28 protein-coding genes are annotated in these 25,810 nt (G+C 65.6%); 27 read left to right on the top strand and 1 reads right to left on the bottom strand.

Going from position 1 to position 25,810, the window contains the following annotated elements:
* The first annotated feature begins 4 nt into the window (after positions 1 to 4).
* The 3 genes from NH8B_RS18665 to NH8B_RS18660 all read left to right on the top strand — a co-directional run bounded on the left by NH8B_RS18665 (position 5) and on the right by NH8B_RS18660 (position 1,761).
* Positions 5 to 556, top strand: coding sequence for a cytochrome c oxidase assembly protein (locus NH8B_RS18665; RefSeq protein WP_014088638.1), 552 nt, complete (start codon positions 5 to 7; stop codon positions 554 to 556).
* The gene (locus tag NH8B_RS20635) at positions 553 to 729 is read left to right on the top strand and encodes a DUF2970 domain-containing protein (RefSeq protein WP_014088637.1); all 177 of its coding nucleotides are present in this window, start codon (positions 553 to 555) and stop codon (positions 727 to 729) included. The genes NH8B_RS18665 and NH8B_RS20635 overlap by 4 nt, the downstream gene beginning before the upstream one ends.
* Positions 730 to 903: 174 nt before the next feature.
* Positions 904 to 1,761: a cytochrome c oxidase subunit 3 gene (locus tag NH8B_RS18660; protein WP_014088636.1), complete on the top strand. Its 858-nt coding sequence runs from the start codon at positions 904 to 906 to the stop codon at positions 1,759 to 1,761.
* A gap of 61 nt (positions 1,762 to 1,822) precedes the next feature.
* On the opposite strand, the gene NH8B_RS18655 is transcribed toward NH8B_RS18660, so the two are convergent.
* Complete coding sequence (locus tag NH8B_RS18655; RefSeq protein ID WP_008952108.1) at positions 1,823 to 2,020, bottom strand: DUF2909 domain-containing protein; 198 nt, start codon at positions 2,018 to 2,020, stop codon at positions 1,823 to 1,825.
* Between the two features lie 88 nt (positions 2,021 to 2,108).
* On the opposite strand from NH8B_RS18655, the gene NH8B_RS18650 reads away from it, so the two are divergent.
* From NH8B_RS18650 to NH8B_RS18535, 24 genes are all read left to right on the top strand, one after another.
* Positions 2,109 to 2,717 carry an SURF1 family cytochrome oxidase biogenesis protein gene (locus NH8B_RS18650; protein WP_148283004.1) on the top strand — a complete coding sequence of 203 codons (609 nt, stop codon included), beginning with the start codon at positions 2,109 to 2,111 and terminating at the stop codon, positions 2,715 to 2,717.
* Positions 2,714 to 3,262, top strand: coding sequence for a hypothetical protein (locus NH8B_RS18645; protein WP_041703150.1), 549 nt, complete (start codon positions 2,714 to 2,716; stop codon positions 3,260 to 3,262). Before NH8B_RS18650 ends, NH8B_RS18645 begins: the two co-directional genes overlap by 4 nt.
* Positions 3,263 to 3,413: 151 nt before the next feature.
* Positions 3,414 to 4,430, top strand: coding sequence for a COX15/CtaA family protein (locus NH8B_RS18640; RefSeq protein WP_014088633.1), 1,017 nt, complete (start codon positions 3,414 to 3,416; stop codon positions 4,428 to 4,430).
* Positions 4,427 to 5,326, top strand: a complete 900-nt coding sequence (cyoE, locus tag NH8B_RS18635; RefSeq protein ID WP_014088632.1) for a heme o synthase — start codon at positions 4,427 to 4,429, stop codon at positions 5,324 to 5,326. Before NH8B_RS18640 ends, cyoE begins: the two co-directional genes overlap by 4 nt.
* The gene (locus NH8B_RS18630; RefSeq protein ID WP_041703147.1) at positions 5,326 to 5,913 is read left to right on the top strand and encodes an SCO family protein; all 588 of its coding nucleotides are present in this window, start codon (positions 5,326 to 5,328) and stop codon (positions 5,911 to 5,913) included. The genes cyoE and NH8B_RS18630 overlap by 1 nt, the downstream gene beginning before the upstream one ends.
* A 37-nt stretch (positions 5,914 to 5,950) precedes the next feature.
* Positions 5,951 to 6,721 (top strand): flagellar brake protein, encoded by a 771-nt coding sequence (locus tag NH8B_RS18625; RefSeq protein ID WP_232503502.1) that lies wholly within the window; start codon positions 5,951 to 5,953, stop codon positions 6,719 to 6,721.
* 39 nt (positions 6,722 to 6,760) lie between these two features.
* Positions 6,761 to 7,402 carry an ATP phosphoribosyltransferase gene (gene hisG / locus NH8B_RS18620; protein WP_014088629.1) on the top strand — a complete coding sequence of 214 codons (642 nt, stop codon included), beginning with the start codon at positions 6,761 to 6,763 and terminating at the stop codon, positions 7,400 to 7,402.
* An 18-nt stretch (positions 7,403 to 7,420) separates the two neighbouring features.
* Positions 7,421 to 8,713, top strand: a complete 1,293-nt coding sequence (gene hisD / locus NH8B_RS18615; protein ID WP_014088628.1) for a histidinol dehydrogenase — start codon at positions 7,421 to 7,423, stop codon at positions 8,711 to 8,713.
* Positions 8,714 to 8,844: 131 nt separating this feature from the next.
* Positions 8,845 to 9,915 carry a histidinol-phosphate transaminase gene (hisC, locus tag NH8B_RS18610; protein WP_014088627.1) on the top strand — a complete coding sequence of 357 codons (1,071 nt, stop codon included), beginning with the start codon at positions 8,845 to 8,847 and terminating at the stop codon, positions 9,913 to 9,915.
* Positions 9,912 to 10,511, top strand: coding sequence for an imidazoleglycerol-phosphate dehydratase HisB (gene hisB, locus NH8B_RS18605; protein WP_008952118.1), 600 nt, complete (start codon positions 9,912 to 9,914; stop codon positions 10,509 to 10,511). Before hisC ends, hisB begins: the two co-directional genes overlap by 4 nt.
* Positions 10,508 to 11,149 (top strand): imidazole glycerol phosphate synthase subunit HisH, encoded by a 642-nt coding sequence (gene hisH, locus NH8B_RS18600; RefSeq protein ID WP_014088626.1) that lies wholly within the window; start codon positions 10,508 to 10,510, stop codon positions 11,147 to 11,149. Before hisB ends, hisH begins: the two co-directional genes overlap by 4 nt.
* 24 nt (positions 11,150 to 11,173) lie before the next feature.
* Positions 11,174 to 11,914, top strand: coding sequence for a 1-(5-phosphoribosyl)-5-[(5-phosphoribosylamino)methylideneamino]imidazole-4-carboxamide isomerase (gene hisA / locus NH8B_RS18595; protein ID WP_014088625.1), 741 nt, complete (start codon positions 11,174 to 11,176; stop codon positions 11,912 to 11,914).
* Between the two features lie 77 nt (positions 11,915 to 11,991).
* Positions 11,992 to 12,759: an imidazole glycerol phosphate synthase subunit HisF gene (gene hisF / locus NH8B_RS18590; protein WP_008952121.1), complete on the top strand. Its 768-nt coding sequence runs from the start codon at positions 11,992 to 11,994 to the stop codon at positions 12,757 to 12,759.
* Positions 12,760 to 12,774: 15 nt separating this feature from the next.
* A complete protein-coding gene (gene hisI / locus NH8B_RS18585) occupies positions 12,775 to 13,173 on the top strand; it encodes a phosphoribosyl-AMP cyclohydrolase (protein WP_083844272.1) in 399 nt (132 codons plus the stop codon).
* Between the two features lie 114 nt (positions 13,174 to 13,287).
* On the top strand, positions 13,288 to 13,614 hold the full coding sequence (locus NH8B_RS18580; RefSeq protein ID WP_008952123.1) for a phosphoribosyl-ATP diphosphatase: 327 nt from the start codon (positions 13,288 to 13,290) through the stop codon (positions 13,612 to 13,614).
* Positions 13,615 to 13,633: 19 nt separating this feature from the next.
* A complete protein-coding gene (locus tag NH8B_RS18575) occupies positions 13,634 to 13,957 on the top strand; it encodes a histidine triad nucleotide-binding protein (RefSeq protein WP_008952124.1) in 324 nt (107 codons plus the stop codon).
* A 68-nt stretch (positions 13,958 to 14,025) separates the two neighbouring features.
* Complete coding sequence (gene tatA, locus NH8B_RS18570; protein ID WP_008952125.1) at positions 14,026 to 14,223, top strand: Sec-independent protein translocase subunit TatA; 198 nt, start codon at positions 14,026 to 14,028, stop codon at positions 14,221 to 14,223.
* 15 nt (positions 14,224 to 14,238) lie between these two features.
* Complete coding sequence (gene tatB, locus NH8B_RS18565; RefSeq protein WP_014088623.1) at positions 14,239 to 14,757, top strand: Sec-independent protein translocase protein TatB; 519 nt, start codon at positions 14,239 to 14,241, stop codon at positions 14,755 to 14,757.
* Positions 14,754 to 15,482, top strand: coding sequence for a twin-arginine translocase subunit TatC (gene tatC / locus NH8B_RS18560; RefSeq protein ID WP_008952127.1), 729 nt, complete (start codon positions 14,754 to 14,756; stop codon positions 15,480 to 15,482). The genes tatB and tatC overlap by 4 nt, the downstream gene beginning before the upstream one ends.
* Positions 15,479 to 15,829: a DUF2069 domain-containing protein gene (locus tag NH8B_RS18555; RefSeq protein ID WP_008952128.1), complete on the top strand. Its 351-nt coding sequence runs from the start codon at positions 15,479 to 15,481 to the stop codon at positions 15,827 to 15,829. The genes tatC and NH8B_RS18555 overlap by 4 nt, the downstream gene beginning before the upstream one ends.
* 142 nt (positions 15,830 to 15,971) lie before the next feature.
* Complete coding sequence (locus NH8B_RS18550; protein WP_328268997.1) at positions 15,972 to 18,080, top strand: type I secretion system permease/ATPase; 2,109 nt, start codon at positions 15,972 to 15,974, stop codon at positions 18,078 to 18,080.
* Entirely contained in the window at positions 18,077 to 19,495 is a 1,419-nt protein-coding gene (locus NH8B_RS18545) for an HlyD family type I secretion periplasmic adaptor subunit (protein ID WP_014088622.1), read from the top strand. The genes NH8B_RS18550 and NH8B_RS18545 overlap by 4 nt, the downstream gene beginning before the upstream one ends.
* A 4-nt stretch (positions 19,496 to 19,499) precedes the next feature.
* A complete protein-coding gene (locus NH8B_RS18540; protein ID WP_014088621.1) occupies positions 19,500 to 20,114 on the top strand; it encodes a helix-turn-helix transcriptional regulator in 615 nt (204 codons plus the stop codon).
* A gap of 89 nt (positions 20,115 to 20,203) precedes the next feature.
* Positions 20,204 to 25,765 carry a retention module-containing protein gene (locus tag NH8B_RS18535; protein ID WP_014088620.1) on the top strand — a complete coding sequence of 1,854 codons (5,562 nt, stop codon included), beginning with the start codon at positions 20,204 to 20,206 and terminating at the stop codon, positions 25,763 to 25,765.
* Positions 25,766 to 25,810 lie beyond the last annotated feature (45 nt).

Raw genomic sequence — 25,810 nt, 5'->3', positions numbered from 1 at the left:
AAGTATGGCGGAATCGAGCCGAGGGGATAACCGGGTACTGCTGCTGAAACTGGGCGTCATCGCCTGCGTGATGTTCGCCTTTGCCTGGGCGCTGATCCCGCTGTACCGGGTGATCTGCGAGGTGACCGGCATCAACCAGCTGGTCAAGGCCGATGCCCCGGCGCCGGCGGCTGTGGCGAGTGATTCGGCGGTCACGGCGGCGCCGGTGCGCCTGCGCTTCGACGCCACGGTGCAGGCGGGCCTGCCGTGGCAGGTCAGGCCGCTGGTGGGGCGGATGGCGGCGCCGCGCGGCGAATTCGTGCGGGTCGACTACGAGATCACCAACGCCAGCAACCGCGAGGTCACCGGCCAGGCGGTGCCGCGCTACCTGCCGGCGGCGGCCGGTAATTACGTCAAGAAGCTGGAGTGTTTCTGTTTCCGCCAGCAGGTCTTCAAACCCGGCGAGACCCGGCGCTTTCCGGTGGTGTTCGTGATCGACCGCGCCATGCCGGCCGAGATCGGCGAGATCACGCTGGCCTACAGCGTGTTCGACGTGCCGGGGCAGGGGACGCCGTGAAATGGCTGGCCGGGGTGTCGGCGGTGTTGTCGGCGTTTCTCGGCATCCGCAAGGGCAAGGCGGCACGGCAGGACGTCACACTGCGCTTCTGGCAGATCGCGGTGGCCGCGCTGCTGCTGCTGGCGTGTTTCATCGGCGGGCTGTTACTGCTGGTGTCGCTGGTGACCCGCTGACGTCGACGGGTCTGGACGTGCCAAGGCGGGCGGCGGCCTGCGGCGAAGCATGGCGCTCGGCGCGTTGCCGGTGCCGGGGCTGCTGAGCGGGGGTGCTGTCGCTGCTCTTCCGCGCGGCCGGGCCGTCCTCGTTCCGGCTGGGGCGGGGAGTGAGTCATCTACAGGAGAACGGGCATGGAATCGGTCTCGCATCAAACGCATTACTTCGTGCCACAACCCTCGCGCTGGCCGGTGGTGGGTGCGCTGGCGCTGTTCTGCCTGGGCCTGGGCGCGGCACTGGCCGTCAATGGCGTCGGTTTTGGCAAGGTGTCGCTGGGGGTCGGCTTCGCCATCCTGTTCTACATGCTGTTCGGCTGGTTTGGCGACGTCATCCGCGAGAGCCTGAAAGGGGAGTATCACGGCAAGGAGGACATCTCGTTCCGTTGGGGGATGGGCTGGTTCATCTTCTCCGAGGTGATGTTCTTTGCCGCTTTTTTCGGCGCGCTGTTCTACGTGCGCACGATCTCGGTGCCCGAGCTCGGCAATTTCGAACACAAGCTGCTCTACCCGGATTTCGCCGCCGCATGGCCCTTGTCCACCGGGCCCGGCATCACCCAGCCTTACCAGGCGATGGCGGCGTGGGGGCTCCCGGCCATCAATACGCTGATCCTGCTGTCGTCGGGCGCCACGCTGACCTGGGCGCACTGGGGGCTGATCCAGGGCAAACGCGCGTCGCTGATCGTCGGCCTGGGCATGACGGTCATGCTGGGGGTGTTGTTTCTCAGCCTGCAGGCCTATGAATACCGCCACGCCATGCACGAGCTGAACCTGACGCTGGCCTCGGGTGCCTACGGCATGACCTTCTACATGCTGACCGGCTTTCATGGCATGCACGTGCTGCTGGGGGCGATCATTCTGGCGGTGGTCTGGCTGAGGGTGATGCGGGGGCATTTCAACCCCGAGCACCATTTCGCCTTCGAAGCGGCGGCGTGGTACTGGCACTTCGTCGACGTGGTGTGGCTGCTGCTGTTTACCCTGGTGTACTGGCTCTAGGGAGCGCCGGCCAGTGTCTTTATTCTTCGGCCAACCTCAGGGTTGGCCGAACGGGCGGAATTCACAGGTGATGGGGGCGCCACCAGCCGAACAGCGCGCCCAGAATCAGCAGGCAGAACAGGCCGATCGACAGCCCGACCCGGAGCGTCAGCGAGCGCACTACGCGTTGCGAGCCGGGCTCACTGCGCAACAGGCCGTTCAAGCCCCAGAACAGGGTGAGGATGATGCAGGCGAGCAGAACGAGTACGAGCAGTTTCATATCCGGTCCCCCTTTACCAGTGTCCTCTTGTAAGCCTAGACGAAAGTCCCGGGCTTGGCAGGCGCTGGGGTTGGTCCTGCTGGCCGGCGTGCCCGGCCTCCTCTCTGTCTGGCAATGGCAGCGAGGCGAGGTTCGCTCCGCCCAACTGGCGGCGTTCGACGCGGCGGCACGGCGTCCGGCAGAGCCCCTGCAGACGCGAGCGCTGTCCGCCGTGCCGGACATGAGCTGGGTGCAGCTGCAAGGCCGGCCGATGGCAGCGTCATTGCTGCTGGCCAACTCGCTGCTGGAGGGCCGCCCGGGGGTGAGGGTGTTGGTACCGCTGGCGCTGGCCGATGGCTCGGCGGTGCTGGTGGATAGGGGGTGGCTGGCAGACGCACGGGCAGGCACGCCGCTGCCGCCATTGCCCGCCAGACTGGACGGGCGCTGGATGCCCTTGCCGCAGCGCTTCACGCTACCCGGCGCGATGCGTGGCACCCAGGGCCGGGTGGACGACGTCGATCCGGTGCAACTGGCCCGGCGCTTGGGCCGGCCCTTGCGCGGCGGGGTGGTGGTGTTGGGTGAGACCACCGCGCCGTTGCGGGCCTGGCCCGCCCGTCCCCCCTTCGATCCCCGTCGCCACTATGGCTACGCTTTGCAATGGCTGCTGCTTGGGCTATGCCTGATAGCAGGGTCGGTGCTGTTGTGGAGGCGCACATGATGTCATTGCCCATCGATGGCCAGCCCGCCCGTGCCGGGGGCGCGGTGCCGCGACGCAGGGGCCGCCTCAAGCTGTTCCTGATCGCCCTGTGTTGCGTCAGCCCGGTGCTGGGGTCCTACTTGGCGTACTACCTGATGCCGCCGGCCGGGGGCAAGAGCTACGGCCAGCTGTTGCAGGTGGCGCCGCTGGCCAGCGCGCGGCAGGAGGGGTGGCCCCGGGGCAAGTGGGTGCTGCTGACGGTGCAGGCCGGGCGCTGTTCCGATGACTGCAAGCAGCGGCGTTTCGTGCTGCGGCAGATCCATGCTGCGCAGGGGGAGGCTTTCACGCGGATGCAGCGCGTCGAGCTGCGCACGCCGGATGCCGGCCCGCTGCCGGCGGGGCTGCTCGGGCTGCCGCTCGACCCCGCCGCCGCCTTGCGTCGCGACGGCTACTACCTGATCGATCCCTTGGGCAACCAGGTGATGTTCTACCCCGATCAGGCCGAGCCGGGGCCGGTCATCCGCGAATTGACCCGCCTGCTCAAGACCAATAACGGCCTGGGCTGAGCGCGGGCGCCGCGAGCCGGTGCGGGCGCGCAAGACACACGGCCCGTGGCCTGGTGCGGGGCGGTAGCCGCCAGAACCGCTGCCTGCGCTGCCCGGCCCGGCGGGCCAAACGGTGCTGACCACGACGGGAAACCCGTCCGAAAGGGGAGACATGAGAAAGCTCATCGGTTTCGCCATCCTGCTGGCCTGTCTCGTGGTGCCGTTCGGCGCCTACGTGCGTTTGTCCGACGCCGGCCTGGGGTGTCCCGACTGGCCAGGCTGTTACGGCCAGCTCTCCCCCCACCATGCCGCCGACACCATCCAACAGGTCGCCGTGGCTAACCCCGACGGCCCGGTGAGCCTGCCCAAGGCGTGGAAGGAAATGCTGCATCGCTACCTGGCCGCCTCGCTGGGGCTGGTCATCCTGCTCACGGCCGTGCTGGCCTGGCGGCGGCGTCACGAGCGGCTTCCGGCCAGTCTGTTGCTCGCCGGGGTGGTGGTGCAGGGCCTGCTCGGCATGTGGACCGTCACCCTGTTGCTCAAGCCCGCCATCGTCTCGCTGCACCTGATCGGCGGCATGAGTATCGCCGCCGGGCTGCTGTGGTTCGGCCTGCGTCGGCCGGCCGTCGAGGCGCCCCATGCTGTCACCGGGCTGGCGTGGTTGCTGGTGCTGGCGGTGCTGCTGCAGATCGCGCTCGGCGGCTGGGTCTCGTCCAATTATGCCGCGCTGGCCTGCCAGGGCTTCCCGACCTGCAATGGCGCCTGGCTGCCGCCGGCGATGCGCTTCGAGCACGCCTTCCATCTGTGGCGGGAGCTGGGCATGGCACCGGACGGCACACCGCTCGACAGCGCCAACCTGATCGCCATCCACTGGTTGCATCGTGCCGGCGCGGCCCTGGTGTCCGTGCTGGTGTGGACGCTGGTGCTGGGGGGCTGGCGCCAGGCTGCGCTGCGTCCGTCGCTGTTGCTGTTGCTGGGGGCCTGGCTGCTGCAGGTGGCGCTGGGCATCGCCAATGTGCTGTTGCAACTGCCGCTGCCGCTGGCGGTGGCGCACAACGCCGGGGCATTGCTGTTGCTGTCGGTGACGGTGCTGCTCGCCGCGCAATGCCGCTGGCGCGCCTTGCCGGCGCTGCCCACGCTGTCCGTCCGGCTGCACCACGGCCTGACCGACAAAAGGAGCCTGCAATGACGACGCTGAGCCGCGACCTCACCCGGAGCCACGTGCGCGCCTTGTGGCAATTGGCCAAGCCGCGCGTGGTGGCGCTGATCGTGTTCTGCGCCGTGATCGGCATGTTCCTCGCCACGCCCGAGCTGCCTTCGGCCAACCTGGTGATTCCCGCCACGCTCGGCATCGCGCTGGTCGCCGGGGCGGCGGCGATGGTCAACTGCCTGGTCGAGCGCACCGTCGACGCGCGCATGCGCCGCACCGCCTGGCGCGCCACCGCGCGCGGCGAGGCCGGCGTGCTGGAGACGCTGCTGGTGGCGCTCGGCGCCGGCGGTTTCGGCATGGCGCTGCTGGTGGCCTTCGTCAACGCGCTCACCGCCTGGCTGACGCTGGCCACCTTCGTCGGTTACGCCATCGTTTATACCCTGCTGCTCAAGCCCAACACCCCGCAGAACATCGTGATCGGCGGTGCCAGCGGCGCCATGCCGCCGGTACTGGGCTGGGCTGCCGTCACCGGCGACATCAGCGCGCTGCCGTTGGTGCTGTTCCTGATCATCTACACCTGGACCCCGCCGCACTTCTGGGCGCTGGCGCTGTACCGCCGCGACGACTACGCCCGCGCCGGCCTGCCGATGCTGCCGGTCACCCACGGCATCCGTTTCACCACCCTGTCCATCCTGCTCTATGCCTGCCTCTTGGCCGGGGTGACGCTGCTCCCGGTCGCATTGCGGGAGGCAGGCCTGCTCTACCTTGTCGCCGTTGTCATGCTCAACGCCCGTTTTATCTGGCTTGCCGCCCATCTCCATCGCCAGTATGCTGACGCCCTCTCGCGCCGCACCTTCACCTGGTCGATCTGGTACCTGACCTGGCTGTTTGCGGCCCTGCTGATCGATCACTACTGGTGGATTGCTCCGTACTGATGCGCGCATTCATAGTCAGACTGCTGACGTGCTTGTTGCTGGCTTCGCTGCTGGCCTGTTCTCCCGACACCCCGAAGGCGGAATTCAAGGGTACCGATATTGCCGGCGTCAAGTTCGGCGGCGACTTCACCCTGACCGATCACACCGGCAAACCCCGTTCGCTCAGCGAGTTCAAGGGCAAGGTGGTGGCGCTGTTCTTCGGCTATACCCATTGTCCCGACGTCTGCCCCACCACCATGCTCGAATTCGCCTCGGCGATGAAACTGCTGGGCCCCCAGGCCGACCAGGTCCAGGTGCTGTTCATCACCGTCGACCCCGAGCGCGATACCCCGACACTGCTGGCAGGCTACGTGCCGCATTTCGATCCCCGCTTCATCGGCCTGAGTGGCTCGCCGGAGGCCGTGCGCGAGGTCGAGGCGCGCTTCAAGATCGTGGCGCAGAAGCGTGCCGAGCCGGGCGGCGGCTACAGCGTGGACCACAGCGCCGGCGCCTATTTGTTCGATCGGAGCGGACAATTGCGCGTCTATCTGCCATACGGTTTGCCCGCGGCCGATCTGGCTCATGATATAAAAGAGCTAATACGCTAAAATGGGCGTCGATGCGCCGCCGAAGATACCGAAAGTCGTGATTGTGACCGAAGAAAACCGCTCCGATAGCCCGGTCGCCCCCAGTGACACGCTGGACCTGGCCAACTACACCCTGGCATCGCCGGTCGAGATTGCCCATCATCTGCGCAGCATTGCCCAGCAGGGGCATATGGTGACGGTGTTTTCCAACAAGGGCCGCACCTTCATCCTCACCCGTATCCTCGGCGTCGACGCCCAGAACGGCACCCTGACGCTGGACTGGGGGGCCGAACCCGGCGTCAACGAGCAATTCCTGGCCAGCGAGCGCAACGTCTTCGTCTGCTCGCCGGACGGTGTGAAAACCCAGTTCGTCACCGGCCAGCCACGGCGCATCGAGCTGGACGGACGCCCGGCGTTCGAGGTCGACCTGCCGGAGCAGGTGATCAAGCTGCAGCGGCGCGAGTTCTTCCGCATCCAGACCCCGGTCGCCAACCCGGTGATCTGCCGCATCGTCGACTACCCGCAGCACACGCTCGACCTGCCGCTGTTCGACATCAGCCTGGGCGGCCTGTCGTTCTGGCTGCCGTCGCCGTCCACGGCGGGTTTCGACGTCGGGCAGGTGTACTACGACTGCTCGCTCGACCTCAAGCCGCTGGGCGTGCTGCAGGTCCGCCTCGAAGTGCGCCACCGCCTGCCGGTCCAGCGCCGTAACGGACAGGATGCGCTGCGCATCGGCTGCGCCTTCCAGCAGCTGCCGACCGCCATGGAAAACCTGATCCAGCGTTACGTCGGCCAGCTCGAGCGCGAACGCCGCGCCCTGATGCCCTGATGCCCAACCTTACTGAATATTGATTGCCTGAGCCTCGCCATGACGCTGACGATTGCCCTGTCCAAGGGCCGCATTTTTGAAGAAACCCTGCCGCTCCTGGCCGCCGCCGGTATCGTTCCGGCCGAAGACCCGGAGTCCTCGCGCAAGCTGATCATCGGCACCAACCATCCGGACGTGCGCCTGGTCATCGTGCGTGCCTCCGATGTGCCGACCTACGTGCAGTACGGCGCCGCCGACCTCGGCATCGCCGGGCGCGACGTGCTGATCGAGCACGGCGGCGCCGGCCTGTACCAGCCGCTCGACCTCAACATCGCCAAGTGCAAGATGATGGTGGCGGTGCAGAACGGCTTCGACTACGACGGTGCCGTCAAGCACGGCGCGCGTCTCAAGGTGGCCACCAAGTACCCGAAGATCGCCCGCGAGCACTTCGCGCAGAAGGGCGTGCACGTCGACATCATCAAGCTGTACGGCTCGATGGAACTGGCGCCGCTGGTCGGCCTGGCCGACGCCATCGTCGACCTGGTGTCCACTGGCGGTACCCTGCGCGCCAACAACCTGCTGGCGGTCGAGCACATCCTCGACATCAGTTCGAGACTGGTGGTGAACCAGGCCGCGCTGAAGCTGAAATACAACACCATCCAGCCGGTGCTGGATGCCTTCGCCTCGGCCGTGCCGGCCTGAGCCAGAAACGGAACCAGCATGCTGCGACTCTCTTCCTCCCAAGCCGATTTTGCCGAGCGCCTGAAGGCGCTGCTGGCGTTTGAAACCGCGCAGGACCCGGCGGTCGATGCCGCCGTGGCCGCCATCTGCGACGACGTCAAGGCGCGCGGCGACGCGGCGCTGGTGGAGTACACCAACCGCTTCGACCGCACCGACGCCGCCTCGATGGCCGGCCTGACGCTGTCGCGCGACGAGCTCGAAGCCGCCTACCAGCGTCTTTCGGCCAACGTGCGCGAGGCGCTGGAAGCCGCCGCCGTGCGCGTGCGACGCTACCACGAGAAGCAGCTGATGCAGTCGTGGAGCTACGAGGACGAGGACGGCACGCTGCTCGGTCAGCAAGTCACCGCGCTCGACCGCGTCGGCATCTACGTGCCGGGCGGCAAGGCCGCCTACCCCAGCTCGGTGCTGATGAACGCGCTGCCGGCCAAGGTCGCCGGCGTAGGCGAGATCATCATGGTGGTGCCGACGCCGGGCGGCGAAAGGAACGACCTGGTGCTGGCGGCAGCCTACGTCGCCGGCGTCGACAAGGTGTTCACCGTGGGCGGGGCGCAGGCCGTCGCCGCGCTGGCCTACGGCACCGAGAGCGTGCCGCAGGTCGACAAGATCACCGGCCCCGGCAACGCCTACGTCGCCGCCGCCAAGCGCCGCGTGTTCGGCGTGGTCGGCATCGACATGGTGGCCGGCCCGTCCGAGATCCTGGTGATCTGCGATGGCGAGACCGATCCGGACTGGATCGCCATGGACCTGTTCAGCCAAGCCGAACACGATGAAATCGCCCAGGCCATCCTGCTGTGCCCGTCGGCGGACTACATCGCCCAGGTCGAGGCCAGCATCGAGAAACTGCTGCCGACCATGCCGCGCCGCGCCATCATCGAGGCCAGCCTCGGCAACCGCGGCGCACTGATCGAGGTGATGGACCTGGCCGAGGCCTGCGCCATCGCCAACTACATCGCCCCGGAACACCTGGAGTTGTCGGTGGCCGAGCCGGAAACCTGGCTGCCCGGCCTCAAGCACGCCGGCGCCATCTTCATGGGCCGCTTCACCTCCGAGAGCCTGGGCGACTACTGCGCCGGCCCCAACCACGTGCTGCCGACCAGCCGCACCGCGCGCTTTGCCAGCCCGCTCGGGGTGTACGACTTCCAGAAGCGCACCAGCCTGATCCGCGTCTCGCACGCCGGCGCGCAGCAGCTCGGCCAGATCGCCAGCGTGCTGGCCCATGGCGAGGGCCTGACCGCCCACGCCCGCGCCGCCGAATTCCGGCTGGATAAATGAGGCGGGCAAGACCGTCCCCGAGTAGCCCAATCGGAACGAACGCGGTACGATGACGACTTGTCGCCACCCTGAGCCGGCCCCATGCCGGGCCGCAGCGTCCCGGCCGTGATCGGCCGGTTCGTGGAATCGAGATGAAACTGTCTGCACAACACCTGGTCCGCCCTGAAATCGCCGCGATGGGGGCCTATCATGTCGCCGATGCCTCGGGCCTGATCAAGCTCGACGCCATGGAAAACCCCTACCGCCTGCCGCAACCGCTGCGCGCGGAACTGGGGCAGGCGCTGGCCGACGCGCTGATCAACCGCTATCCCGATCCGCACGGGGGCGGCTTGAAGCCGCAGCTCAAGAACGCCTTCGCCATCCCGGCGGCGGCCGAGGTGCTGCTCGGCAACGGCTCCGACGAAATCATCACGATGGTGGCACAGGCCTTGGCCAAGCCCGGCGCGGTGATGCTGGCCGCCGAGCCGTCGTTCGTCATGTACAAGATGAACGCGCTGTTCTCCCGGCTGGAGTACGTCGGGGTGCCGCTTAAGTCCGATTTCTCGCTCGACCTGCCGGCGATGCTGGCCGCCATCGAACGGCACCAGCCTGCCGTGGTGTTCCTGTCCTACCCCAACAACCCGACCGGCAACCGCTTCCCGCGTGAAGACGTGTTGGCAGTATTGGACGCCGCGCCGGGGCTGGTGGTGGTCGACGAGGCCTACCAGGCCTTCGCCGACGACAGCTTCATGGATCTCGCCGGCCGCGTCGACAACCTGCTGGTGATGCGCACGCTGTCCAAGCTCGGCCTGGCCGGCATCCGCCTCGGCTACGCCGCCGGTTCCCCGGACTGGATCGCCGAACTCGACAAGGTGCGCCCGCCGTACAACGTCAACGTGCTGACCCAGGCGGCCGCCAAGGTGGCGCTCAAGCACATGGACGTGTTCAACGCCCAGGCCAGCGAACTGCGCCGCGAGCGCGCCAGGTTGGCCGAAGCGCTGGCACAGTGGCCCGCCTGCACCGTATTCCCGAGCGAGGCCAATTTCCTCACGGTCCGCGTCCCGGACGCCCCGGCCCTGTTCGACTACCTGCGTCAGCAGGGCATCCTGATCAAGAACCTGCACGGCGCCCACCCCTTGCTCGCGCATTGCCTGCGCTTCACCGTCGGCTCGCCGGACGAGAATTCTGCGGTACTTGCCGCGCTTAACGCCTATTTCGAATGACCATGCGCACCGCTACCGTTACCCGTAATACGCTGGAAACCCAGATCACCGTCAGCCTCAACCTGGACGGCACCGGCCACTCCCATTTCGATACCGGCGTGCCGTTCCTCGACCACATGCTGGACCAGATCGCCCGCCACGGCCTGATCGACATCGAAATTGTCGCCAAGGGCGACCTGCATATCGATGCCCATCACACCGTCGAGGACATCGGCATCACCTTCGGCCAGGCCTTCGCCAAGGCCATCGGCGACAAGAAGGGCATCCGCCGCTACGGCCACGCCTACGTGCCGCTCGACGAAGCGCTCTCGCGCGTGGTGATCGATCTGTCCGGCCGTCCCGGCCTGCAGTACCACATCGACTTCACCCGCGCCGCCATCGGCGGTTTCGACGTCGACCTGTTCTCCGAATTCTTCCACGGCTTCGTCAACCACTCGATGGTGACGCTGCACATCGACAACCTGCGCGGCGTCAACAGCCACCACCAGGCCGAGACCGTGTTCAAGGCCTTCGGCCGGGCGCTGCGCATGGCAGTCGAGTTCGACGAACGCATGGCCGGCGTGACGCCGTCCACCAAAGGGACGCTGACAGCATGAAAGTCGCCGTTATCGACTACGGCATGGGCAACCTGCATTCCGTGCTGAAATCCGTCGAGGCCGTCAACGAGGTCGGCGCCGAGGTGTTCCTGACGCGCGACCCCGAGGCCATCGTCAAGGCCGACAAGGTGGTGTTTCCGGGGCAGGGCGCCATGCCCGACTGCATGCGCGAACTGAACAGCTACGGCCTGGCCGAAGCGGTGATCGAAACCACCAAGAGCAAGCCGTTCTTCGGCATCTGCGTTGGCGCCCAGCTGTTGTTCGAGCACAGCGAGGAGGGGAATACCCCCGGTCTCGGGCTGTTTGCCGGCAACGTGGTGCGTTTTGCCAACGGCATGGTCGACGCCAACGGCGATCGCCTCAAGGTGCCGCACATGGGCTGGAACCGGGTGTTCCAAACCCGGTCGCACCCGCTGTTCGCCGGCATCGACGACGGCGAGCGCTTCTACTTCGTGCACAGCTACCATTTCGCCCCGGCCGACCCCGGCCTGACCCTGGCCGAGAGCGAATACCCTGACCGGTTTTCCTGCATCGTGGGGCGCGACAACGTGTTCGCGACCCAGTTTCACACCGAAAAGAGCCACCGCGCGGGACTTCAGATGATGAAGAACTTCCTCGCCTGGGACGGCAGTGTCTAACTTACCGACAAATCACTCAGCACCATGTTGCTCATACCCGCAATCGACCTCAAGGATGGTCAGTGTGTCCGCCTCAAGCAAGGCGTGATGGAAGATGCCACCGTGTTCTCGGACGACCCGGTCCAGGTGGCCGTGCACTGGCGTGATCAGGGCGCCCGCCGCCTGCATCTGGTGGATCTGAACGGCGCCTTCGCCGGCAAGCCGAAGAACCTGGCGGTGATCCGCGACATTCTCGCCGAGGTAGGCGAGGATTTGCCGGTACAGCTCGGCGGCGGCATCCGTGATCTCGACACCATCGATGCCTATCTCGGCATGGGTCTCAAGTACGTCATCATCGGCACCGCCGCGGTGAAGAACCCCGGCTTCCTGCACGATGCCTGCGATGCCTTCCCCGGACAGGTCATCGTCGGCCTCGACGCCAAGGACGGCATGGTCGCCATCGACGGCTGGGCCAAGATCACTCAGCACAACGTGATCGATCTGGCCAAGCGCTTCGAGGATTACGGCGTGGCCTCGGTGATCTACACCGACATCGGTCGCGACGGCATGCTCAACGGCGTCAACATCGAGGCTACCGTCAAGCTGGCGCAGGCGTTGACCATCCCGGTGATCGCCTCCGGCGGCCTGACCAACCTCGACGACATCAAGCAGCTGTGCGCGGTGGAAGGCGAAGGCATCGAAGGTGCCATCACCGGCCGCGCCATTTACGAAGGCAGCATCGACTTCGCCCAGGCCCAGAACCTGGCCGATGAGTTGAGCGTCTAATTGATTTGCGGGGCACTGCCGCACCAGTCATGTGGCTGGTGACGGGGTGTCCCGTCTTGCCGTGGTAGCACTCGCCCATGCCTTTAGCCAAACGCCTCATTCCCTGTCTCGACGTCACTGCCGGCCGCGTGGTGAAAGGGGTCAACTTCGTCGGCCTGCGTGACGCCGGCGACCCGGTGGAAATCGCCCGTCGTTACAACGAACAGGGTGCCGACGAACTGACCTTCCTCGACATCACCGCCAGTTCCGACGATCGCGACATCATCCTGCACGTGATCGAGTCGGTCGCCGAACAGGTGTTCATCCCGCTGACCGTGGGCGGGGGCGTGCGCAAGGTCGAGGACATTCGCCGCCTGCTCAACGCCGGCGCCGACAAGGTCAGCATCAACACCGCCGCCGTGACCAACCCGGAACTGGTGAAAGAGGCCGCAGACAAGTTTGGCAGCCAATGCATCGTGGTCGCCATCGACGCCAAGGCGGTGACGCCGGAGAACGACCGCTGGGAGGTGTTCACCCACGGTGGGCGCAACCGCACCGGGCTCGACGCGGTGGAGTGGGCGCAGAAGATGCAGGAACTGGGCGCCGGCGAGATTCTGCTCACCAGCATGGACCGTGACGGTACCAAGATCGGCTTCAACCTGCCGCTGACCCGCGCCGTGTCCGAAGGCGTGAACATTCCGGTGATCGCCTCGGGCGGTGTCGGCAACCTGCAGCATCTGGTCGACGGCATCAAGCAAGGCAAGGCCGATGCGGTACTGGCCGCCAGTATCTTCCACTTTGGCGAATACACCGTGCGCGAGGCCAAGGAAGCGATGCAGGCCGCCGGTATCGAAGTGCGGCTGTAAGCCCAGACCGAAAGAATGGAAGCGAAGATGAACTGGCTTGATGAAGTGAAGTGGGACGAGGACGGCCTAGTGCCGGCCATCGCCCAGGACGCCCGCAGCGGCCGTGTGCTGATGGTGGCGTGGATGAACCGCGAGTCGCTGCAGCTCACCGCCGATACCGGTATCGCCCATTACTGGAGCCGCTCGCGTCAGCGCCTGTGGAAGAAAGGCGAGGAGTCGGGCCATCTGCAAAGCGTCAAGGAACTGCGCCTCGACTGCGACGGCGACGTGGTCACCATGCAGGTGGAGCAGGCCGGCGGCATTGCCTGTCATACCGGCAGGGAAAGCTGCTTCTACCGCCGCTACGAGAATGGCGGCTGGGTGGTGGTGGACGAGGTGCTGAAAGACCCCGACGCCATCTACCACCAGCATTGAGCCGGGCTTCCCGGCCGATGTTTGACCTAGGATAACCCTGCTCGACCTTTGTTAACGGCCGGTAACAGAATCGACATATACTTGCCGGATTAACCGCACAGGAACCCCGACACCATGAGCATTGACGTGCTGAAAACGATCGGCGACACGCTGGAAGCCCGGCGCGAGGCCAGTCCGCAGTCCTCCTACGTGGCTTCGCTGTTCCACAAGGGCGAGGATGCCATCCTGAAGAAGGTCGCCGAAGAGGCCGCCGAAACCCTGATGGCGTCGAAGGACAAGGACAAGCTGCACCTGGTGCGCGAAGTGGCCGATCTGTGGTTCCACTCGATGGTGCTGCTCACCTATCATGGCCTGCGTGCCGAGGACGTGCTGATGGAGTTGAAGCGCCGCGAGGGCATTTCCGGCATCGACGAAAAAGCCTCCCGTACCCCGACCGCCTGATATCCAAGGATTTGTGGACATGAGTGACTGCCTTTTCTGCAAAATTGCTGCCGGTGAGATTCCCTGCGACAAGGTATACGAAGACGACGACGTGCTCGCCTTCCACGACATCCGGCCAATCGCCCCGGTGCACTTCCTGATCATTCCGAAGCAGCACGTGGCGTCGCTCTCCGAGTGTGGCCCGGAGCACGAGGCCATGCTGGGCCGCCTGCTGGCGCACGTTCCCAAGCTGGCGCGCGAGCAGGGGCTGGCTGCCGGTTTCAAGACCGGCATCAACACTGGCCGCGCCGGCGGCCAGGAAGTGTTTCACCTGCATATCCATGTGTTCGGCCACAAGGCCTGAGCAACATGACCGCGGCGCCGTCCAGCGCGCGCGGCCTGAACGATCGTATTAAGTAAAGGGAAGTCATCATGGGTTCTTTCAGCATTTGGCACTGGCTCATCGTGTTGGTGGTCGTGGTCCTGATCTTCGGCACCAAGAAGCTGCGTAACGTCGGCGAGGATCTCGGCGGCGCCGTGCGCGGTTTCAAGGAAGGCATGAAGGGCGAGACCGAGAAGGATGACAAACCGGCTGGCCGCGTTATCGACGGCGAGTCCGAGAAGAAGTAAGCGGCGGACTGCGCGGTGTTTGAGATCAGTTTTGGCGAGCTGCTGCTGATTGGCGTGGTGGCGCTGGTCGTCCTGGGGCCGGAAAAGCTGCCGACGGTGGCGCGCACCCTGGGGGCCCTGATCGGCCGGGCGCAGCGCTTCGTCGCCAGCGTCAAGGCCGACATCCACCAGCAGGCCGACCTGACCGGCCTCGCCTCGCTGCAGCAGGAGGTACAGAACGCGGCCGCTTCGTTCCGGCAGAGCATCGAGACCGAGATGAAGGAGGTCGAAGGTGTGATGCAGGAGAATGTCGCGGCCGTGCGTGCAGTCGGTGACGAGGCCACCGCAGTGCTCGATTCCACCCACTCCTCGATTGCTCCGCACTCTCCCGAGCCGGATGCGGCGCTGGGAGCCGATCTGTTTGCGGCCGCTCGCGAAGGTGACAGCACCGAGCCGGGCGCCGCGCCTATCGTGGTCCACGATGAAAACCAGCTGGATCTGTTCGACAGTCCTCCGGTGAAACCCGCCACCCCTCCTGCCGAAACGCGCGAATGAACGAACAGCCTCTCCTGGCGCATCTGATCGAACTGCGCACGCGCCTGGTGCGTGCCGCCGCCGGTCTGCTGATTGTGTTTCTGGCCCTGTTCCACTGGTCCGGCGACATTTACCACCTGCTGGCCAAGCCTTTGCTCGACGTGCTGCCCAGCGGCAGCAACATGATCGCCACCGACGTCACTGCGCCGTTCTTCGTGCCGGTCAAGGTGACCATGCTGGTGGCGTTCCTGATCTCGCTGCCCAATACCCTGTATCAGATCTGGGCCTTCGTCGCCCCGGGCCTGTACGCCCACGAGAAAAGGCTGATTCTGCCGCTGGTGGTGTCGAGCGTGGTGCTGTTTTTCACCGGCATGGCCTTTGCCTACTTCCTGGTGTTCCCGGTGGTGTTCGGCTTCATGTCTTCGGTGACCCCGCAAGGGGTGGCGATGATGACCGACATCGACAAGTACCTGTCCTTCGTACTCGGCATGTTCGTCGCCTTCGGCGTCACCTTCGAGGTGCCGATCGTGGTGATCCTGCTGACGCGCATGGGCATCGTGACGGTGGAGAAACTGCGGGCCGGCCGCCCCTACGTCATCGTCGGAGCTTTTGTCGTCGCCGCCGTGGTGACGCCGCCCGACGTGTTGTCGCAGATCATGCTGGCGCTGCCTCTGTGGTTGCTGTACGAGTTCGGCATTATCATGGCCATTTTCTTCGGGCGTCAGCCCAAGCGCGAGACCGCATGAGTGTACGTTTCTTTCATTGGGGGGCGATCGTCAGTCTGATCGCCCTGATCCTGCTGACCCTGGGCTGGGAGCTGTGGCTGGCTCCCTTGCGTCCGGGCGGCTCGCTGCTGGCCCTGAAGGCCGTGGTGCTGTTGGCGCCGCTGATGGGGGTGCTCAAGGGGCGCATCTACACTTACCAGTGGTCGAGCATGTTCATCCTCGCCTTCTTCGCCGAAGGCGTGATGCGGGCCTGGGCCGACGCCGGGCTCTCGCAACAGCTGGCCGGCGTGGAGGTCATGCTGACGGTGTTGTTCTTCGGCTTCGTCATCTTTTTCGTTCGCTCCAGCCAATCCCAAAAAAATACATAATTGTCCTGCCTTACCCTTCTGGAATGTCCTATAACTGACTGAAACAGTAATAACGATTCAGTCAGGGATTGTGGCCAATAGGGGGTAGGAGATGGATAGCGCTTCCATCAAGGACATCGGGATATCTCCGAGGTCTGTGCATGTGGATCCGCTGCTGGAATGCCTGTTCCAGCTGACGCGCATTCATGGCGTGACGACCACGCACGAGGCGTTGGTGGCGGGCATCCCGCTCTCCAACAATCGGCTGACGCCGGCCTTGTTCGGTCGCGCCGCGCGGCGCACCGGCCTCGCCTCGCGCGTGAGCCGGCGCCCGCTCGACACGATAGACCAGCATCTGCTCCCAGCGGTATTGCTGCTCAAGGACGACGATGCCTGCCTGCTGTGGGGCTGGAACGATGACGGCTCTGCCCGTATCAGCCTGGGTGCCTTGAGCGACGGCGAGATGACCATGGCGCGCGAAGAGCTCGATGGGCGGTATCTCGGCTATGCCATCTTCGTTCGTCCCCGTTTCCGCTTCGAACCGCGTGCTCCCGAACTGGGCCGGGTGCGCACGCGCCACTGGTTCTGGCAGGCGCTGCTGGAGTGCCGTCCGCTGTACCGCGATGCCCTGGTGGCGGCCACCTTGCTGAATCTGTTCGCGCTGGCGACGCCGGTGGTGACCATGAACGTCTACGACCGCGTCGTGCCGAACCGGGCCACCGATACCCTGTGGGTGCTCGCGCTCGGCTTGGGGCTGGTGCTGCTGTTCGACTTCCTGCTGCGCATGACGCGCAGCTACCTGATCGATATCGCCGGCAAGCGGGTCGATGTCATGCTGTCTTCCCTGATCTTCGAAAAAGTCGTCGGTCTGCGCTTCGATGCCCGGCCGGCTTCGGTCGGCGCGTTTGCCGCCAATCTGCGTGCCTTCGAGCAGGTGCGCGATTTCATCGCTTCGGCCACCGTGACGGCCTTCGTCGATCTGCCTTTCGTGTTGCTGTTCATGGCAGTGATCGCCTGGATCTCCCCGTGGTTCCTGCTGCCCCTGTCTCTGGCGATGGTGCTGATTCTCGGCGCGGCGCTGTTGATTCAGCCGCGCATGCAGTCGCTGACGCAGGACAGCTTCAAGGCGGCGGCGCAGCGCAACGCCTACCTGGTGGAGGCTCTGGTCGGGCTCGAGGCGATCAAGACGCAGTGTGCCGAGGGCGAGCAGCAGCGGCGCTGGGAGGCGGCCACGTTGTTCCTGGCCCAGATCGGAACCCGGCTCAAGGTGCTGTCGTCGCTGGCGAGTCACTTTGCTTCGTTTCAGCAGCAGGTGATCGTGGTCGGCATCCTGATCGTCGGGGTGTACGCCATCATCAATGGGGACGCCAGCCTGGGGGCACTGATCGCGGCGATGATGCTCAGCAGCCGGGCGCTGTCGCCGATGGGGCAGGTGGCTGGGCTCCTGACGCAATACCACAACGCGCGCAACGCCCTGACGTCGCTGGAGGGTTTGATGAAGATGCCGGTGGAGCGTGACAGTGACACGCCTTTCTTCCACCGCGTGCAGTTTGTCGGTGAGATCGAGTTCAACAACGTCAGTTTCGTCTACCCGGGCACGCAGCAGGCGGTGCTGAAGGATGTGTCGTTCCGCATCAAGGCTGGCGAGCGGGTGGCCTTGCTGGGCCGGGTGGGTTCGGGCAAGAGCTCGCTGCAGAAGTTGATGATGGGGCTGTACTCGCCGACCGAGGGGGCGGTACGGGTCGATGGCATCGATATCCAGCAGCTCGACCCAGCCGAATTGCGGCGCCACGTCGGCTATGCGGCGCAGGATCCGCTGCTGTTCTATGGCTCGCTGCGGCAGAACATCACCATGGGGTCGAGCTTCGTCCACGACGCCAGCGTGGTTGCCGCCACCGAGATGGTCGGGCTGAGCGATTTCGTCAACCATCATCCGCAAGGCTACGACATGCTGATCGGCGAGCGTGGCGAGTCGCTGTCCGGGGGACAGCGCAAGGCGGTGTGCCTGGCGCGGGCACTGGTTAACGCGCCGCGCATCCTGCTGCTGGATGAGCCGACCAGCAATATGGACAGCGCCAGCGAGACCAAGGTGAAGCAGTCGCTGGCCAAGCTGGCGCAGGGACGGACCATGGTGCTGGTAACGCATCATGCGGGGCTGCTCGATCTGGTCGATCGTCTCATCGTGCTGGATCAGGGGCAGGTGGTGGCGGATGGTCCGAAGCAGCAGGTGCTGGAGGCGCTCAAGGAAGGGCGGCTGGGGAGAGGGCTATGAGCGAGGGTCGCGGTTGGCGTCATTGGCTGCGGGTGCGGCTATCGGGCGCGGAGGGGGGGCTGGGGCCGGCCTGGCTGGAGCGCTGGCTGGACTGGCTCAGTGCGCGTGATCTGCGGGAGCGGCAGGATTTTGCCGCCGATGCCGATTGGGCGATTCTGGAGCAGCAGCCGGTTCGGCCGCGCTTCTTTGTCTGGCTGCTGCTGGCGATCGTGTTTGCCGGTTTGGTGTGGGCGTCGTTGGCCCAGGTGGACGAAGTGGCGCGCGGCGAGGGCAAGGTGGTGCCCTCCAGCCAGATTCAGCGCATCCAGAGCCTGGACGGCGGGGTGGTGTCGGAGATCCTGGTGCGCGAGGGGAATCGGGTGCAGAAGAACCAGCTGTTGTTGAAGATCGACAGCACCCGTTTCGAATCATCGCTCAACGAGAACCGCGCACAGTACCTGTCACTGTTGGCCAAGGCGGCGCGGCTGCGCGCCATCACCGACGGACGGGCCTTCGTGGTGCCGCCCGAGGTACAACGCGAAGCACCCGACATCGGGGCGCACGAGCTGGAGCTGTACGGTTCGAAACGGCGCGAGCTCGAGGCCAACGTGTCGATCGCCCGCGAGCAGCTGGCGCAGCGCAACCAGGAGCTGGTGGAAGTGCGGGCGCGGCGGGAACAGGCCGAGCAGGGGCTCGGCTACACCACCAAGGAGCTGCAGGTGACCCGCCCGCTCAAGGACAGCGGGGCCGTGTCCGATGTCGACCTGCTGCGGCTGGAACGTGATGTCAGTCGCTTCCGCGGTGAGCGCGACATGGCGGCGGCGCAGATTCCCAAGATCCAGGCGGCCATCGCCGAGGCGCAGCGCAAGATCGAGGAGGTGGAGCTGTCGTTCCGCAACCAGGCCAGCGCCGAGTTGTCCGAGACCCTGGGGAAGCTGAGCAGCCTGACCGAAACCCGGGTGGCGCTGAACGACCGGGTGAAGCTGGCCGAGTTGCGTTCGCCGGTCAACGGCACGGTGAAACAGCTGCTGGTGAACACCATCGGCGGCGTGGTGCAGCCGGGCAAGGACATCGTCGAAATCGTGCCGACGGAAGACACGCTGTTGCTGGAGGCGCGCATCCTGCCGCGTGACATCGCCTTCCTGCACCCGGGGCAGAAAGCCTTCGTCCGCTTCACGGCCTATGATTTCGCGATCTACGGCGGGCTCGACGCCACGCTGGAGCAGATCGGCGCCGATACCGTCACCGACGACAAGGGCAACGCCTTCTATCTGGTGCGGGTGCGGACGCGCAAGTCTTATTTGGGGAGTGTGTCGCGCCCGATCATTCCGGGCATGGTGGCCGAGGTGGACATCATGACCGGCAAGAAGAGCATCCTGTCCTATCTGCTCAAACCGGTGCTGCGTGCCCATAGCTATGCCATGACCGAGAGGTAAGGCCGTGACGATCCTGCTCGCGACCTCGAGTCTGTATTTGTGCCAACGCTGGACGGAGGCACTGGCCGACGACGACCCGGTGATAGTGGACGATGGCGACCACCTGGGCCGGCAACTGGCTGGAGAGGCGCCAACCGTTCCCCTGTTGCTGGACCTGGCATGGCCGCATGCACCGCGTAGCGATGCGGAGTGGCAAGCGCTCACCCGGCGGTGCCGGCCGCTGGTGCTGGCCGATGCCCCGCAGGAGCAACAGGGCCTGCACCTGTTCGGGCTTGGCGTGCGCGGCTACGGGCATACGTTGTCGCCGGCGGTCATGCTGCGGCTGATGGTCGATACTGTCCTCAATGACGGGGTGTGGGTCGGCGCGGCGCTGATGGCGCAGATGATCGGCACCCTGTCCCGTGTCATCCCGGAGAAGCCGACGCTGGATGGCTGGCGCGATGCGCTCAGCGTGCGCGAGCAGGAGGTCGTGGAGCAACTGCTGACCGGTGCCAGCAACAAGCTCATCGCCCGAGAAATGGGCATCAGTGAGCGCACCGTCAAGGCGCACCTGAGCGCGGTGTTTGAAAAGCTCGATGTTTCCGACCGTTTGCAATTGCTGCTGAAGGTGCGAAGTTAGTCGGGTGATTGCCCTTCAGTACAATAAGAACTTGTTGATCGGCCTCCTATGCTTACGGTATCCATTCATCGAGTATAGGGAGAAGCACCATGGCCATCACGACGCATGTTTCCAGCGAAATCGCCGTGTCGGGCGAAGCCAAGGTCGATAGTGTCCACGGCTCCGTCAGGGTCATCAATGGCCAGGGTGAAGTACGTCTGCTCAAGGCGGGTGACATCGTCCACGTTGGCGAGCGGATCGTGGCGGATGCCGATGGTTCCGCCGTTCTGCTTACGGCCAGCGGCGACTCTCTGGTTATCGAGGGCGGGCGGCTGGTCGGCCTGGACGAGTCCATCCTCAATCCCCAAGCCGTTCCCGATACCCATGAAGCGGCGCTGCAGGCGCCGTCGGTGGATCAGCAGGCCGCTGCGGATACCAATGCCATTCTGCAGGCGCTCGAGTCTGGTCAGGATCCCTTCGCGGCCTTGGCGCCAGCCGCAGCCGGCTTGAGCGGGGCCGGTGGCGAGGATGGCGGGCTCACCTTCATCCGCCTGGTACGCATCACCGAGGGACTGACCGATATCGGACTGGTGGGTAGTTTCGATATCGCGAACGTACAGCAGAACGATCTGGGCGGCACCTTGCCGGCCCTCTCGGTGAACAATGGTGTCACCATCAGCGACCTGACCCCGGCGGTACAGGGCGGCGAGGGTACGGTGTTTGAGGCCGGTCTGGCGGGCGGCAGCACGCCGGGGGCTGCGACCAGCTTCACGGGCACCTTCGCAGTGACCGCCCTCGATGGACTCAACACCATTACGGTGGGTGGGGTCACGATCGTCTCGGGTAACGCGCTGACGGCGAACACCACCATCACCACGGCGCTGGGGAGCACCATCACCATCACCGGGTTCGACCCGGCCACCGGGGTGGTGAGCTACACCTACACGCTGAACACGGCGGAAACGCACGCCAGCGGCGACGGCAACAATGGCCTGCTCGACAACGTGACGGTCACCGCCACCGATGTGGACGGCAGCAACACCAACGGCACGCTGAGCGTGAACATCGTCGACGACGTGCCGACGGCGCATCCGGACACGGCGAGCGTGACCGAAGACGGCACGCTGACGGCCAGCGCCAACGTGCTGACCAACGACACGCTGGGCGCCGACAGCCCGGCCACGGTGACCAGCGTGAACGGCGCTTCGGCCAACGTGGGCGTGGCGATTGCCGGGCTGTACGGCACGCTGACACTGCACGCCGACGGCAGCTACACCTACACCCTGAACAACAGCAACGCCACGGTGCAGGGGTTGAGTGCCGGCGAGCACCTCACCGACAGCTTCAGCTACGGCATGCAGGACGCCGACGGCGACCCGTCGGCCAGCACGCTCACCATCACCATCAACGGCACCGACGACGGCGTCACCATCAGCGACCTGACGCCGGCGGCGCAGGGCGGCGAAGGCACGGTCTACGAAGCGGCGCTGAGCATCGGCAGCGACCCGAGCGCGACCACCGAAAGCGTGAGCGGCACCTTCAAGGTGACGGCGGCCGACGGCCTGGACGAAATCGTCATCGGCGGGGTGAAGGTGGTCGACAACAACGCGCTGACGGCGAACACCACCATCACCACGGCGCTGGGGAGCACCATCACCATCACCGGGTTCGACCCGGCCACCGGGGTGGTGAGCTACACCTACATGCTGAACACGGCGGAAACGCACGCCAGCGGCGACGGCAACAACAGCCTGTTCGACAACGTGGCGGTGACGGCGACGGACAAGGACGGCAGCAGCACCAACGGCACGCTGAGCGTGAACATCGTCGACGACGTGCCGACGGCGCATCCGGACACGGCGAGCGTGACCGAAGACGGCACGCTGACGGCCAGCGCCAACGTGCTGACCAACGACACGCTGGGCGCCGACAGCCCGGCCACGGTGACCAGCGTGAACGGCGCTTCGGCCAACGTGGGCGTGGCGATCGCCGGGTTGTACGGCACGCTGACGCTGAACGCCGACGGCAGCTACACCTACACCCTGAACAACAGCAACGCCACGGTGCAGGGGTTGAGTGCCGGCGAGCACCTCACCGACAGCTTCAGCTACGGCATGCAGGACGCCGACGGCGACCCGTCGGCCAGCACGCTCACCATCACCATCAACGGCACCGACGACGGCGTCACCATCAGCGACCTGACGCCGGCGGCGCAGGGCGGCGAAGGCACGGTCTACGAAGCGGCGCTGAGCATCGGCAGCGACCCGAGCGCGACCACCGAAAGCGTGAGCGGCACCTTCAAGGTGACGGCGGCCGACGGCCTGGACGAAATCGTCATCGGCGGGGTGAAGGTGGTCGACAACAACGCGCTGACGGCGAACACCACCATCACCACGGCGCTGGGGAGCACCATCACCATCACCGGGTTCGATCCGGCCACCGGGGTGGTGAGCTACACCTACACGCTGAACACGGCGGAAACGCACGCCAGCGGCGACGGCAACAATACCCTGCTGGACAACACCAGTGTGGTGGTACGGGACGTCGACGGCAGCAGCGCGACCGACACCCTTAGCATCACCATCGTCGACGACGTGCCGACGGCCCATCCGGACACGGCGAGCGTGACCGAAGACGGCACGCTGACGGCCAGCGCCAACGTGCTGACCAACGACACGCTGGGCGCCGACAGCCCGGCCACGGTGACCAGCGTGAACGGCGCTTCGGCCAACGTGGGCGTGGCGATTGCCGGGCTGTACGGCACGCTGACGCTGAACGCCGACGGCAGCTACACCTACACCCTGAACAACAGCAACGCCACGGTGCAGGGGTTGAGTGCCGGCGAGCACCTCACCGACAGCTTCAGCTACGGCATGCAGGACGCCGACGGCGACCCGTCGGCCAGCACGCTCACCATCACCATCAACGGCACCGACGACGGCGTCACCATCAGCGACCTGACGCCGGCGGCGCAGGGCGGCGAAGGCACGGTCTACGAAGCGGCGCTGAGCATCGGCAGCGACCCGAGCGCGACCACCGAAAGCATGAGCGGCACCTTCAAGGTGACGGCGGCCGACGGCCTGGACGAAATCGTCATCGGCGGGGTGAAGGTGGTCGACAACAACGCGCTGACGGCGAACACCACCATCACCACGGCGCTGGGGAGCACCATCACCATCACCGGGTTCGACCCGGCCACCGGGGTGGTGAGCTACACCTACACGCTGAACACGGCGGAAACGCACGCCAGCGGCGACGGCAACAACAGCCTGTTCGACAACGTGGCGGTGACGGCGACGGACAAGGACGGCAGCAGCACCAACGGCACGCTGAGCGTGAACATCGTCGACGACGTGCCGACGGCCCATCCGGACACGGCGAGCGTGACCGAAGACGGCACGCTGACGGCCAGCGCCAACGTGCTGACCAACGACACGCTGGGCGCCGACAGCCCGGCCACGGTGACCAGCGTGAACGGCGCTTCGGCCAACGTGGGCGTGGCGATCGCCGGGTTGTACGGCACGCTGACGCTGCACGCCGACGGCAGCTACACCTACACCCTGAACAACAGCAACGCCACGGTGCAGGGGTTGAGTGCCGGCGAGCACCTCACCGACAGCTTCAGCTACGGCATGCAGGACGCCGACGGCGACCCGTCGGCCAGCACGCTCACCATCACCATCAACGGCACCGACGACGGCGTCACCATCAGCGACCTGACGCCGGCGGCGCAGGGCGGCGAAGGCACGGTCTACGAAGCGGCGCTGAGCATCGGCAGCGACCCGAGCGCGACCACCGAAAGCGTGAGCGGCACCTTCAAGGTGACGGCGGCCGACGGCCTGGACGAAATCGTCATCGGCGGGGTGAAGGTGGTCGACAACAACGCGTTGACGGCGAACACCACCATCACCACGGCGCTGGGGAGCACCATCACCATCACCGGGTTCGACCCGGCCACCGGGGTGGTGAGCTACACCTACACGCTGAACACGGCGGAAACGCACGCCAGCGGCGACGGCAACAATACCCTGCTGGACAACACCAGTGTGGTGGTACGGGACGTCGACGGCAGCAGCGCGACCGACACCCTCAGCATCACCATCGTCGACGACGTGCCGTCCGTTTTCACCCCGGACACCGCCCATATGGTCGACCAGACCGCTACCAGCCATAGCGTCACCGATGAGCTGAATTTTGCCGGCCACACCGGTGCCGACGGTCTGGGCAACGTGGTGTTCAATATCACCGAGGGCATGGCGGCGCTGGATGCGCACGGCAATCAGTTGCGGCTGGACGGGGCGGATCTGTTCCTCTTCTATGGGGCCGACCAGACCATCCTGGTGGCCAAGACGGCGACGGGCGATATCGGCTTTACCGTCGATATCGATCCGCTCACCGACAGCTACTCCCTGACCACCTTCGGTATCCTGTCGAGCGGCCCGGCGGCGGTGGAAGTCACCAGCCTGTCCAGCGTCGGCGGCGGCAACGTCACGATCAAGGGGTTGCTGGATGTCGGCGGGACGACGCAGGACGTGATCCTGTCGTCGACCTCGGGCACGGTCAATACCGACCAGGATGACATCGGGGTCGGCGGCGGCCAGAGCCTCAGCAGCACCGACAATGTGCGGCTGGACTTCGTCAACGGGCTGGTTGTCGACAAGAACGGCTATAGCTACACCGACCACAATACGGTGTCCGGCTTCGAGCAGTTGGTGTACATCACCGGCAGCGCATCGGCGACCGCCAACCTGACGCTGACGGCGATCGTGGCCGATAACGACCAGACGTACGGCACGACGGACAGCGGGGAAAGCCAGCTTGATCTCAGCGTGTCCAACATCACGATCTACGACGCCAACCACAACGTCGTGGCCAACGGCACGCAGGGGCTGACCATCACCGATATCGGCAATAGCGTCCTGATCACCGGCATGCACGATGGCTGGAGCTACCAGATCACCTCGACCGATACCTTCAGCGCGGTGAACGTGGCCGGCGCCACCGACACCCACACCTTCTCGCTGGGCGCCTTCTCCTACTCCGAAACGGTGCCGTCACAGCCGATCGACCTGTCGTTCGGGATTACCGCGAGCGATGGCGACGGCGACACCGTGGCGAGCCAGATCGACGCCACGCTCTATCCGTCCGACGTCAGTCTGCTTGGAGATGGTAGCGCCAACACCCTGACGGCCACGTCGAGCCATCCCTACGTCTTCGGCTACGGTGGCGACGATACCCTGGACGGCTCGATCGGCCATGCGGTGCTGGTGGGGGGCGATGGCAACGATCTGTTGATCTACGGTATCGGCGATACCATCGATGGCGGCCAGGGGGTGGATACCGTGCGCTTCGACACCGCCGGGCTGGTGGACCTGACCGGCGCCAAGCTGAGCGATGTCGAACAGTTGCAGATGAACGGGGCGGCAACCAATACCACACTGCAGCTGCGGCCGGAGGATGTGCTCAACTTCACCAACAACGCCGATCACACGCTGTTTGTGCGTGGCCAGAGCGGTGATGCGGTGAACATCGACGTTGTCGACCCGGCCACGGCCCCGGCGGGAACGACGGTCAACATCGGTGGGGTGGATTATGTCCAGTTCCACCTTGATGTCAGCGGCTCGACGGTGACGATCAACGTCGAAAACACCGTGCAAACCCACTTCATCTGAGACGATTCAGCCTCATCGTCACGGGCCTCCCTGCGGAGGCCCGTT

This window comes from Pseudogulbenkiania sp. NH8B (genome assembly GCF_000283535.1).
Taxonomy (GTDB): domain Bacteria; phylum Pseudomonadota; class Gammaproteobacteria; order Burkholderiales; family Chromobacteriaceae; genus Pseudogulbenkiania; species Pseudogulbenkiania ferrooxidans.
Note: the sequence above shows the minus strand (reverse complement) of the source record. Positions and strands in the feature narration are given on the sequence as shown.

Bases quoted from the DNA above. Each gene is read 5' to 3' on its own strand.
- NH8B_RS18630 (WP_041703147.1), top strand. From the start codon at position 5,326: ATGCGCGCATTCATAGTCAGACTGCTGACGTGCTTGTTGCTGGCTTCG.
- NH8B_RS18665 (WP_014088638.1), top strand. From the start codon at position 5: ATGGCGGAATCGAGCCGAGGGGATAACCGGGTACTGCTGCTGAAACTG.
- NH8B_RS18555 (WP_008952128.1), top strand. From the start codon at position 15,479: ATGAGTGTACGTTTCTTTCATTGGGGGGCGATCGTCAGTCTGATCGCC.
- hisB (WP_008952118.1), top strand. From the start codon at position 9,912: ATGACCATGCGCACCGCTACCGTTACCCGTAATACGCTGGAAACCCAG.
- NH8B_RS18655 (WP_008952108.1), bottom strand. From the start codon at position 2,020: ATGAAACTGCTCGTACTCGTTCTGCTCGCCTGCATCATCCTCACCCTG.
- tatC (WP_008952127.1), top strand. From the start codon at position 14,754: ATGAACGAACAGCCTCTCCTGGCGCATCTGATCGAACTGCGCACGCGC.
- hisA (WP_014088625.1), top strand. From the start codon at position 11,174: ATGTTGCTCATACCCGCAATCGACCTCAAGGATGGTCAGTGTGTCCGC.
- hisC (WP_014088627.1), top strand. From the start codon at position 8,845: ATGAAACTGTCTGCACAACACCTGGTCCGCCCTGAAATCGCCGCGATG.
- NH8B_RS18645 (WP_041703150.1), top strand. From the start codon at position 2,714: ATGATGTCATTGCCCATCGATGGCCAGCCCGCCCGTGCCGGGGGCGCG.
- hisG (WP_014088629.1), top strand. From the start codon at position 6,761: ATGACGCTGACGATTGCCCTGTCCAAGGGCCGCATTTTTGAAGAAACC.
- hisF (WP_008952121.1), top strand. From the start codon at position 11,992: ATGCCTTTAGCCAAACGCCTCATTCCCTGTCTCGACGTCACTGCCGGC.
- NH8B_RS18575 (WP_008952124.1), top strand. From the start codon at position 13,634: ATGAGTGACTGCCTTTTCTGCAAAATTGCTGCCGGTGAGATTCCCTGC.
- cyoE (WP_014088632.1), top strand. From the start codon at position 4,427: ATGACGACGCTGAGCCGCGACCTCACCCGGAGCCACGTGCGCGCCTTG.
- NH8B_RS18535 (WP_014088620.1), top strand. From the start codon at position 20,204: ATGGCCATCACGACGCATGTTTCCAGCGAAATCGCCGTGTCGGGCGAA.
- hisD (WP_014088628.1), top strand. From the start codon at position 7,421: ATGCTGCGACTCTCTTCCTCCCAAGCCGATTTTGCCGAGCGCCTGAAG.
- hisI (WP_083844272.1), top strand. From the start codon at position 12,775: ATGGAAGCGAAGATGAACTGGCTTGATGAAGTGAAGTGGGACGAGGAC.
- NH8B_RS18660 (WP_014088636.1), top strand. From the start codon at position 904: ATGGAATCGGTCTCGCATCAAACGCATTACTTCGTGCCACAACCCTCG.
- hisH (WP_014088626.1), top strand. From the start codon at position 10,508: ATGAAAGTCGCCGTTATCGACTACGGCATGGGCAACCTGCATTCCGTG.
- NH8B_RS18545 (WP_014088622.1), top strand. From the start codon at position 18,077: ATGAGCGAGGGTCGCGGTTGGCGTCATTGGCTGCGGGTGCGGCTATCG.
- tatA (WP_008952125.1), top strand. From the start codon at position 14,026: ATGGGTTCTTTCAGCATTTGGCACTGGCTCATCGTGTTGGTGGTCGTG.
- NH8B_RS18640 (WP_014088633.1), top strand. From the start codon at position 3,414: ATGAGAAAGCTCATCGGTTTCGCCATCCTGCTGGCCTGTCTCGTGGTG.
- NH8B_RS18580 (WP_008952123.1), top strand. From the start codon at position 13,288: ATGAGCATTGACGTGCTGAAAACGATCGGCGACACGCTGGAAGCCCGG.